This window comes from Planctomycetia bacterium, assembly GCA_034440135.1.
In the GTDB taxonomy this organism is placed as follows: Bacteria; Planctomycetota; Planctomycetia; order Pirellulales; family JALHLM01; genus JALHLM01.
The window spans coordinates 1-10,102 of record JAWXBP010000007.1 but is presented as its reverse complement, the minus strand read 5'-3'; the positions used below and the strand labels follow the sequence as shown (position 1 = coordinate 10,102).

Below are 10,102 nucleotides of genomic sequence, written 5' to 3'. Positions count from 1 at the left end.
GGCGATCTGTTGACGCTCGCCCACACGCTGACCGGCACGAACGCCACCTACACGAATAGTTTCACCAAGGCCCATCAGCTCGCATACGAAGGTGTGTCGAATGCCGCCTGGCAGTATCTGCCGGCGGTGTTCGAGACGACGAGTTACAGCCCCGCCAACACCCTCAACCAATATGTCGCCGTAACCAAAGGCGCCGCCCCCACGGTCACGCTGCAATACGACGCCAACGGCAATCTGACCGGCGACGGCACTTGGGTCTACACCTACGATGCGGAGAACAGGTTGAGATCGGCGAACACCACGAGCGCCACCAATAGCTACGCCTACGATCCGCTGGGGCGCCGTCAGGCGAAAACCGTCGGCAGCATCGTCACGAGTTTCCTCTCCGACGGCGACGAAGAGATCGCCGAGTACGACGGCGCGGGCACGCTTCTCAGGCGCTATGTCCCCGGACCGGGCACCGATCAACCGATCGCGATGGTGACGCCAAGCGGTGGCTCAAACACCCACGCCTACTTCCACGCCAACCGCCAGGGCTCGACGGTCGCGATGTCCAACGACGCGGGCACTATGAGCGAAGGTCCCTACACTTACGACGCCTATGGTAACGGGGCGCCACTCGTCGGTGTGCCATTCAAATACACGGGCCGCAGGTTGGATCACGAGACGGGGCTCTACTACTACCGGGCACGGTACTACAGCGCGAGCTTGGGGAGGTTCTTGCAGACGGACCCGGTGGGATACGGGGATCAGATGAACCTCTATGGGTATGTGGGAAACGATCCGCTGAATGCGAGCGATCCGAGTGGTGAGGCGGTTGAATGTGACACAAAAGGGAAGAATTGCGTCGAAACCGTCGTCGAAACGGTGACCGTAGTTGGTACTCGCCCTTCAAAGCCTGAGGAGAAAGAACCCTCAGTCACCGAGCAACAGGAAGCGCAAGGAAAGAGAGCAAACAACGCTTCGAGCGCAAATGCAGCAATCATTGGAACGATGCTCTGGAACTATCATCCCGCTGGTGGAGGCTGGCGGGCTAAAGTCGTTCGTATTGGTGCCAAAGTGTTAACCACTGCTGTCGTGGTGAAAGGCATTTGGGATATAGTTTATCCGGTAAACATCCAAGACCTTGTCCCGGTCGGAAGCAACGCTGGAGCCGACGAGGCCGCGAGGGGAGCTGGCTTTAAACGAGGGGAGCTGGCTTTAAAGATGCGCACGATGCAAAAAAGAGTAGAGGCGGCAGCAAAGTCGACATCTACAGGGACAGGAAAACAGGCAAATTCTATATATGGGATGGTAAGAAAAACTCTGAACCGGAGCCGTTATAGATGACATCGAAATTCCGGAGGGGAATATTCCTTTCAATTTACAAATTCGACGCTCACATCGACTGGACAAGATTCAAAATGAAGGACATTGAAGTCGATTTTGCAAAAAAAGGAGAAGTTGATCGGAGCGGAAGAAAGGATTGGACAAACAATAGCGCGGACTTGCGTTATTCGGGCGATTTACCCGACAAGTACGATGACCGAATCCGGTTGCTGATTGACGCCATTGGCGGGGAAATTGTTCTGAGTGAACTAATTAGCCTGCACAGCCCGAAAGACGTTTTTATTCTATTGGAAATCCCAGCGAAATCTTCTAGCAAGAACGAGGAGGGGTACATCTCGCATGAAATGCTTAAGTTGCTAGTTCAATTAGAAATCGAACTGCACTTTTGGTATGTCTGACGATTGTCCTGTCTCTGTCCCGTTCGAATATCAAAACGCATAAAACCCGCCGCTTGAAGCTTGCCTTGACCGCCGAATAAGTGGGATCAGTGTAGAGTTCTTTGATGATCGTACGTTCTGGGGCCACTGGATCGAAGACCATTCGAAACGGCGAAAGCGGCGGACGAATGGGCAAAGATTCTGGGTTGGCGAGAGGTGCATGGGGTGCCACGACCAAGGGGCCAAAAAGTCTATCAGGACCCCCTAAGCGGGCACTATTTCACGAGAGACGTTGACGTCAGAGGTGGCCTCACAAATCTGCACAGATCTATAAGTGGATTTTCTGCCTGACAGCGCCAACTCCACGCGGGGAAACGAACTTCATCTCGACGAATGGCTGCGCGCAGAAAAAAATAGAGCAACGCGAAGAGGGAGTGTCCGCTAGGCCCTCACGTCTCTGGCCACCCGTCCGTTATTCTGGCATTTGTGGACGGTTCTTCCTCGCTTCGCATTGGTCCAGTCTTCGATAGATGCCGGATTGAACCGCCGGGCACTTACGGAGCAACCAATGAACGACTTCAATAAACTCAACAGAATGTACCGCATAAGCGACTTGCCTCGCTTTGTCGGCATGCATCGCACGCAGATCGGTGAACTTGTCAAAGCTGGGCAGTTTCCAAAACCTGTAGCCGTAGGAAACAGCAAACGCGCAATCGCGCCGTTGACACTGGACCTTCCACACAAGATGAGGCGCTATGGGCGCCTGAAGAAGCTCGAGCTATGGACGAAGGAAGACTGGGCCGTCGCCACGCCACGACATGACCAGCGGCTGGTCAAAGCGCTCGTTCGAGCGCATGGCCTAATGGACAAAGTCCTCGCTGGCGAAGTCTCCACACTTGAGGATCTGGCAACGATGGCGGGCACAAACCGCAATGACGCGCGGGCGCAGTTGCGGCTTGCGCTGCTGGCACCCGACATCCAGCGGGCCATTTTGTCGGGCCATCAGCCGCAGGGGTTGAGCTTCAAGGCGCTCACGACTCTCGACCTTCCGGCCTCCTGGGCGGGCCAAAGACAGCGCTTGGGGCTGGCAGAACCCGCCAAACGGCCTCACGCCGCAAAGCCGAAATGCTCGTCCATCGCATCACGCCGGAGCACACAACCGTTTTGAGACCAAAGTGAGCTCGGCACCGATCTATGCTTTTGAGGTTTGGGTTCAGGCATGAGTTGTGGGCAGTTGATCCCTTCTGGAGAGGTCAAGAGAAACACACTGCGTTTGCCTGATTGGATGTGTTGTTCACTTGTGTATCATGCTGCGCATGAACCTGAATGACCTTCTTGCCGGCACCGGCATCGACACCAGCGAAGTGATTGTGTTTCGGCACCGGCCAAACGAGCCAGAGTTGAGAAAGGTGTTGCCCTGGCTCGCCGCGGAAAAGCCAGAGTTATTCAACGCCTATCAGCAAACTCACAGCAGTCGGGTTGAGAACGCAATGCGTGGTGCCAAATATGTGGCATCGTTCATTGGACATGAGCCGGCGAAAGCATTGTTTGTTGGTCTCTATTCAATCGGAGAGACGCGAACAGTGACGCGTGAAGAGTTTTGGGAAATTCCGGCGTACGCCGAACTCAAACCGTTCGGCATGAGAGGCTTTGCAGAGGAAGACGATCGGACTTCCGTCCTCTGGTTCGATCTCACGCGTACCGACTTCTATGAGCAATGGAAGGGTAAGCTGGTTGTTGGTTGGCCGCCGCCGGAGCGATCGTGGTGGCGGCGCGCCCACAAAAACGCCATTCCGGTACTCGCGATCCATGAGGAAAGCGTCCTCGATGCGGGAGTGCCCCAGTGGGATGAAATCAATCTGACGTGGGACGAACTTCGTGTTCTGCCGGCAAGCTGGCGGGCCAAGCTCTCCGAATGGCGTGCTATATACTACATCTTCGATACCTCTGCCGGGCGAGGCTACGTTGGCTCAGCCTATGGCGCAGACAACATTCTTGGCCGATGGATGAACTACGCAGCCTCCGGCCACGGAGGCAACCGCCTCCTTCGTCAGCGCAGTGCAGATCATTTCCAATTCAGCATCCTGCAACGCGTCTCCCCGGACATGCATGCGGAGGACATAATTCGAATTGAGAACTCTTGGAAATCTCGTTTGCATACGCGCGCGCCAAACGGGTTCAACGAAAACTAGCAAATGAAGACGGGTTGGAGTTGTTGCGCTTCTCATCCCTCGCGCCTGACATCCTGCGGGACACTCTATCGGACCACGAACCGCAGAGGCTAAGCATCAAACCGCTCACGGCTCTCGACCTCCCGGCCTCCTGGGCGGGCCAAAGACCGCGCTTGGGACTGGCAGAACCGGCCAAATAGCCCCGCACCCATTCTCAAAGTGCACGTCCATCAGATCACGCCAGAGCAGAAGGCCGAATTCGGCCCCAAAGAGGGCTCAGAGCCGGCGATCACCAATGCAGAATGAGGGCCTGAAAGGAGCAGCTGGCCCGGACTTTCGGGCCGTGTCGACCGGCGGAGCAGACCTCGAACGTCCGGGTGGCTGTGTGTGCAGTCACGACCTCACACCGCTCACCCCGATAACAGGGACAAATTCCCTGCAAACCCCCGAAATACAGGGAATTTTTACCGATTCAGACCGGAATCCGCATGTGAGACTTCAGATAGGTGAGAAAAATCAACGGGTTCTGAGCGATTTCCCTGCACATCGGAGCAGGGAATTTTCAAAAGGTCAGCAGGGAATTTTGCAAATTTGCAGGGACCGTTTCAAACACCTGTCAACGGCGGAGACAAAGTGTGCCAGAGGGCGGCGTAAAAGTGTACCAGTCGGGTTAAGAGAAAAGAGCCTTGCAGCTCTGGTTGAAGCGACTGGCGCGCTGTGACGCTGAGCCGCCCGGAGCGCCAAGCCGCGCTCGTCGCGCGCCTCCATCTGTTCGTGAACCGGGGCCGCATCACGACGGCTTAAGCCATCGATCAGCACGGCGCGTCGAATCTTGGCGTAGAGTTCCACTGTCAACATCCTTCCGGCCCTTCAATGCCCGTCATAGACATCAAATCGGCCTAGCAGGACCGGTACACTTTTGCTCCGCCTTCCATGGCCAGAAGCTGCCGGTTCAGTGGTACACTTTGTCAGCGCTGTTTATATTCCTGGCTAATCAGATGGATGGGATCGCAGCGATAAATCTCTTCACGGTCCCAACTGTGAACTATCGAGAGCTATACGCCCTCGCGATCATCGATCTGAAGCGAAGGCGTCTGGTTCTGCTGACGACAACGTCTCACCTAACCGCAGAATGGCTCGCTCAGCAGATCAACGAAGCCTTTCCATGGGACACGGCGCGACGGTATCTAATCCGAGACACCGACGCCAAGTTTGGACAGTTGTTCAAACGTCGGCTGAGCAGCTGTGGCATCCGAGACAGACCAGTCGCGCCTCGCAGTCCCTGGCAAAACGGATATGCAGAACGCGTCATTGGATCCATCCGACGAAAATGCCTGGACCACGTCATTGTATGGAATGTGTCCCATCTGCGTGCCGTACTTTCCGAATAGGAGAACTACTTCAACGGGAGTCGCACTCATCTTGCTCTGGAAAAGGATGCCCCCGATCCACGCCCGATGAGCCGCACCGGAAAAGTCATCGCCCTGCCCCACCTCGGAGGCCTTCACAATCGTTATGAAAGATGCGTCGGTGCGCAAGAATCTAATATTCGGTAGAGACAAGGGACAAGGGTCCGTTCGGCCGGATGTTGTCCGGCCCAAGACTTTAAGCCTAGAACGTTGAGCGAAAGTCCCAGTACTCTGGCCGAGCTTCGTAGTGCGCGTCGAATGCGTTCATGAAGCGACGACAAGCGAGGCCCGCCGTCCGCGCGAGAGCCCGCCCTCTGACCGCGTCCGAAAACGGCCGTTCAGCAAACGTTGCCCGGCAGGCTCACCCGTCGCACTTCTTCATATCGAGCCCGAATGCGAGCCCGCCCGCCGGCGCGCCGTCCACGGAGTCGAGCGTCATCGTGCCGGAGCTCGCGCCGCGCTTTGACTGCAGCGTCAGCGTCGCCGCGAAGTTGAGCACAGCCTCGTTGCCGCAGCCCATGCGCTTCAAGATGCCGCCCTTCAGCCGTTCGTTGAAAGTGAAATCGCCATCGTAAACGCCCTTGACGTCGCGGTGGAATCGGCGGCCGCGGTTACGTTCGCCAGAGCCGATGCCGTAGTTGACCTGCAGCTCCGCGCGCTGCTTATCGTCGAGATGCGCAAACCCGCGATAGTCAACTTGATACACACCCAGCGAATAACCCGCCGGCAGATGCAAGGGGATCTCGATCCCGCATGTCATGCGCGCAAAGCCGCCGTTCGCTTCCGTGCCGTTGACCGCGAAATTGTCGAACAGCACGCTGATCGCCCCGCCGTCTGGTGAGGTCACGATGTTGAACGTGCCAGCCGGGCAGCCCTGGCTTTCAACCACGCGCCCTCTCAGCGCGCGGACCTCTTTCTGTTTCTCGCGTCGCTCTCTGTCGTCTGAATCGGCGAACGCGCTCGACACGCCGGCGAGCGTCACAAGGCCAAGGGCGGCCAATCGTTTCATGGACATTGGAATTCTCCTCAAGTCGCATTCCACGATTGGCCGTGGCCTTGTCAGACTGGTTAGTCAACGTGCTTACGAGCAGCGGCGCAGCTGAACGTGGTAGATGATCCCAGCATTTACGTCTTCGGAGTCGACCGTGGCGCTGGCTTCACGGTTCGCAACCGTGTTGACGCGCAAACTTGCGTTCGTGCGCAGGTTCACGTCGACGCCGCATGGCGACCAGACAAGGCTTTCCGCCGAGAGCTGGTTGTTGATAAAGTAGTCGGACTCAAGCACGCCCCGGAACGAACGGCGGAACGAAGGTCCGCGCCCGCCGGCGAAGAAGTACTCAACGTTGAATTGCGATGTCGCGCCGGAGGGTAGGTGATTGAACCCGCGATAGTCGACCGAGAAAACTGAAATGCTGTAGCCGTTCGGCACATGCACCGGGATCGCGACGTTGCACGACTTGCGGTCGTAGGACCGTCCCGTGGTGCCGCCGGCGGCGACTTCATACTGGTCAAAAATCAAGCTGAGCGTTTTGAAGTCGGGGCTCAGCGTCGTCGAAACCGAACCGGCCGGACAGCCCGAGCCGCCATAACCGGGAATGCCCAAGGCAATATCGTCTGCGCGCGCGGGAACCGCCGCCAAAGCGCTCAGTGCAACCGCACCCATCAAGAAAGCTTTCATCTCACGAAACTCCTGTTTGAACTGATGACCACGAACGAATCGAGCGCGTGGGGGTCTGCGATCGCAGCCGTTCGATCGTGTAAGTAACGCGGGAGCCATGAGTTCGTTCCGAATGCGGCTTTCAGGCGAGGTTCAGAAACGAACGGAGTCCGGGAGCGGCACGCAGAAAATCGCCGGAATATGGGTCACGGTATGCGCTGCACCACGGCATGCAGTGCGGCAAATCTCTCGTTCACGAAAACGAGGCCATGGATTGCGGTGTTCTTAGGGAGAGACCGCCTGTTCAACCGCATCGAAATGACCTGATCCCTTAGAACGCAGTCGGGTTGCATGTAACCTTGAAGCGTGACCTGGGAGATTGTCATGTCGAGAAAGCGGTATAAGACGGAAGACATCGTTCGTCCCCTTTTGCGTCAGAGCCAATAGGGCGGACGATTTTACATCGGCGCGCGCCCGCGTTAGGGCGGCGCATCCACGCCGTCGTGAACGAACCCCGCCGCAACGTCGCTCTGAATCTCTTTGGCCTTGCTCATATCGGCATCGGCGCCGGTGGCGTCACCCTTGGCCCGTTTGACGAGGCCCCGCCCGTAGAGCGACTGCGCGCTTTTCGGATCGCGCTTCAGAGCCGCGTCGTAATCCTTCATCGCCGCATCATAGTTCTTGAGCTTCAGATAGACGTAGGCACGCCCGTTATAGCCGAACGACTCCTTTGGCTTCAGCCGGATGCAGGTGTTGTAGTCGGAGATCGCTTGGGCGTACTCGCCCGCGTAGAAATGGGAGAGCGCCCTGAAGCTGAAATAGTACGCGCGCTCGGGGGCGTGCGGCTTCAGCCGAAGCACTTCGGTCAGGTCCGCGACGGCCTTGGCGTAGTCGCCAGCTCTGACGTCCGCGAGCGCGCGCAGAGCGTAGAGCGTTCCCAAGAAGTCGCCGCTCTCCTCGCCGGAGTCGATAAGCCTGGTGCAGGCGGGAATGCTGACTGCCGGCGTATCTTTTTGTTGGCACGCCTTCAAATCCTCGTCGGCGGCAGCGGCCGCGCCGGACAACCCCATGAATGCGATCACCGCAAAAGCGAAACAACCGAGCGGATTGGCCCAAGCCGGAATTCGGATCATGTCGACACCTGCAACTGAGTCGCGCAACTTTAGCAGTTTGCTGAAAAACTCGGACCACATACATTGGTGGGCAACAATCGAATCCGTTTAGAGGCAAAGGATGCTGTTAGGTTAGCATTTTTAGCAATCAGTGCATGCAGGGAACATTGTAGCGTTGGCAATCGGAGAATACCCATGGCGCCGACCTCGTTCAAGCGTCGCAGATTTCCACTGGACGTGACCCAGCAAGCGAGGCTTCTGTGTGCCTGCGCCGTGGCGTCGATCGCTGCGATAGCTCCCGCCCTCGCCGACACGGCGCAACACTGCCGGCCGGATACCCACAAATTCATGACCGTCCGCGGAACGATCCATTTCGTGCGCAGCACCGTGCGCCCGATGATTGGACGTGATGGGAAAGCCGACTACAGCATTATTGACACGATCGACGAATACGAGTTGTCAGCGCCAGGGATCATCTGCGGGCCCAAGCCATTGCGCGCGCGTTTCGAATATGGAGACGTGCGCTACGCGGCGTGTGCCGACGGTGTGCCGGCGAAAGTGTCGGGTTTTCTGCGGCGCGACGACGCCGATGGTGGGATATTCTTAAGCATCATCTCGCCGTCCGACCTCGTCTGCAAAGCGCCGGAGTGAGAGCTGTCAGCTTAAGATGCTGCGGCCAGAAGGCCTCGCCCTCGGACAGCAATTTGGACTAACATAGATCGTGGTACGGCTCATGGGGGCGGGTCAGATATTTCTCTTGGGCAGTGCCAGCATCAAGCTCCAGCCAATTCATTTGGGTACAAGTAGCGAGGCGAATTTGGTTATGCTGACATTGCCACTGAAGTGCGCTGTTGCTGCGGCCGGATTATTGGCTCTTGGTGGGTGTTCGACGCCCCAGCAATCTTCCCCTGCGCCGCGCGCGGATACATCTGCGTGGACGGCGTGCAAGGATGAGAGCATCAGCGATGACGCTCGGATTGCAGCCTGCACATCGGTCGTAGCGTCCGGACAAGAGCAAGGCGCAAGTCTTGGGGATGCTTATTACAATCGGTGCGAGGGGTATTTGCGGAGATCCAGCCGCCAGGCGCTCAGCGAGAAGGGTACGAAAACTTCAGGGCCTGGCGTGGACGAGAACCTTGCGCTTCAAGATTGTAGCCGGGCGATTGAACTGAAGCCCGACTATGCCCATGCCTATGCCACGCGCGCCATACTCTACAATAGCAAGCACGATTACGATCACGCCATTGCCGACTACGGTCAAGTCATCAAGTTGAAACCGGACTCGGGAATATATTTTGCGTTTCGCGGTTCGATATATGCCAGCAAGGGCGACTATGACCGTGCGATTGCAGATTGCACCCATGCACAGCAATTGGGTGGCATGCTAGCCGGCTTCGATGAGCTGTGTTTGAAAAACGCCAGGGAAGCAAAGACGCGAATTGCTGCGGGACAGAAACTTGGTGACAAGCGGGCGTGGTGCGAAGGCAAAGCGCTCGTTCAGGAAGGGTGGGCGGCTGAGTTGCAGATTCCGGGATGCACGGCGCTGATCAACTCTGGAAGAGAAAAACGAAAAGATCTGGCTAGGTATTTCTACAATCGCGCTCGCGCCTACGATTTTGCGCGTGACACGGACCACGCACTGGCAGATTACGGCGAAGCTATCCGGTTGAACCCAAGATACGCCGATGCCTATGGCTGGCGCGGCATGATTTATTTCTGGCCCAAAGGCGATTACGAGCGCGCCGTCGCCGACCTCTCGCGCGCGCTTCAGCTAAAGCCCGACAAGCAGCTATATCTCAGCTATCGCGGCCAAACCTATCTCGCCAAAGGCCAATTCGCGCTCGCAAGCAAAGACTTCGCGCGGTTGATCAAGCTGGACCCGAGCATCGTGGGCGCATACTTGCACCTTAGCTTGGCCGATACCGGACGGGGCGATTACGATAGCGCCAAGAGCTGGTTCCGGTTGTCTGAACAGTTTCCCGCGAGAGATAGGTGGAGTTCTGCCGGGTTTTTGTGGTTGCGGGCACCACGTTTGGGTGTGACGCAG

10 protein-coding genes are annotated in these 10,102 nt (G+C 57.2%); 7 read left to right on the top strand and 3 right to left on the bottom strand.

All coding sequences use genetic code 11. From position 1 onward, the window contains the following. The 5 genes from SGJ19_00290 to SGJ19_00270 form a co-directional block, all read left to right on the top strand. Positions 1-1,329 (top strand): RHS repeat-associated core domain-containing protein (locus SGJ19_00290; protein MDZ4778672.1); only part of this gene is annotated, 1,329 nt, incomplete at its 5' end. Positions 1,330-1,403: 74 nt separating this feature from the next. Further along, the gene (locus tag SGJ19_00285) at positions 1,404-1,727 is read left to right on the top strand and encodes a hypothetical protein (GenBank protein MDZ4778671.1); all 324 of its coding nucleotides are present in this window, start codon (positions 1,404-1,406) and stop codon (positions 1,725-1,727) included. A 547-nt stretch (positions 1,728-2,274) separates the two neighbouring features. Beyond that, positions 2,275-2,874 carry a hypothetical protein gene (locus tag SGJ19_00280; GenBank protein ID MDZ4778670.1) on the top strand — a complete coding sequence of 200 codons (600 nt, stop codon included), beginning with the start codon at positions 2,275-2,277 and terminating at the stop codon, positions 2,872-2,874. 139 nt (positions 2,875-3,013) lie between these two features. Continuing rightward, positions 3,014-3,898, top strand: coding sequence for a GIY-YIG nuclease family protein (locus tag SGJ19_00275; protein ID MDZ4778669.1), 885 nt, complete (start codon positions 3,014-3,016; stop codon positions 3,896-3,898). Between the two features lie 977 nt (positions 3,899-4,875). After that, on the top strand, positions 4,876-5,268 hold the full coding sequence (locus tag SGJ19_00270) for an integrase core domain-containing protein (GenBank protein MDZ4778668.1): 393 nt from the start codon (positions 4,876-4,878) through the stop codon (positions 5,266-5,268). Positions 5,269-5,647: 379 nt separating this feature from the next. On the opposite strand, the gene SGJ19_00265 is transcribed toward SGJ19_00270, so the two are convergent. The 3 genes from SGJ19_00265 to SGJ19_00255 all read right to left on the bottom strand — a co-directional run bounded on the left by SGJ19_00265 (position 5,648) and on the right by SGJ19_00255 (position 8,103). Next, positions 5,648-6,301, bottom strand: coding sequence for a DUF4360 domain-containing protein (locus SGJ19_00265; GenBank protein ID MDZ4778667.1), 654 nt, complete (start codon positions 6,299-6,301; stop codon positions 5,648-5,650). Positions 6,302-6,367: 66 nt separating this feature from the next. Continuing rightward, positions 6,368-6,964 (bottom strand): DUF4360 domain-containing protein, encoded by a 597-nt coding sequence (locus tag SGJ19_00260; protein MDZ4778666.1) that lies wholly within the window; start codon positions 6,962-6,964, stop codon positions 6,368-6,370. 458 nt (positions 6,965-7,422) lie between these two features. Further along, positions 7,423-8,103 (bottom strand): tetratricopeptide repeat protein, encoded by a 681-nt coding sequence (locus SGJ19_00255; GenBank protein MDZ4778665.1) that lies wholly within the window; start codon positions 8,101-8,103, stop codon positions 7,423-7,425. Between the two features lie 147 nt (positions 8,104-8,250). Here SGJ19_00255 and SGJ19_00250 point away from each other — a divergent pair, with 147 nt between their 5' ends. Together SGJ19_00250 and SGJ19_00245 are read left to right on the top strand one after the other, a co-directional pair. Further along, on the top strand, positions 8,251-8,706 hold the full coding sequence (locus SGJ19_00250) for a hypothetical protein (GenBank protein MDZ4778664.1): 456 nt from the start codon (positions 8,251-8,253) through the stop codon (positions 8,704-8,706). A gap of 472 nt (positions 8,707-9,178) precedes the next feature. Beyond that, the coding region (locus SGJ19_00245; GenBank protein ID MDZ4778663.1) for a tetratricopeptide repeat protein at positions 9,179-10,102 on the top strand (924 nt) is incomplete at its 3' end.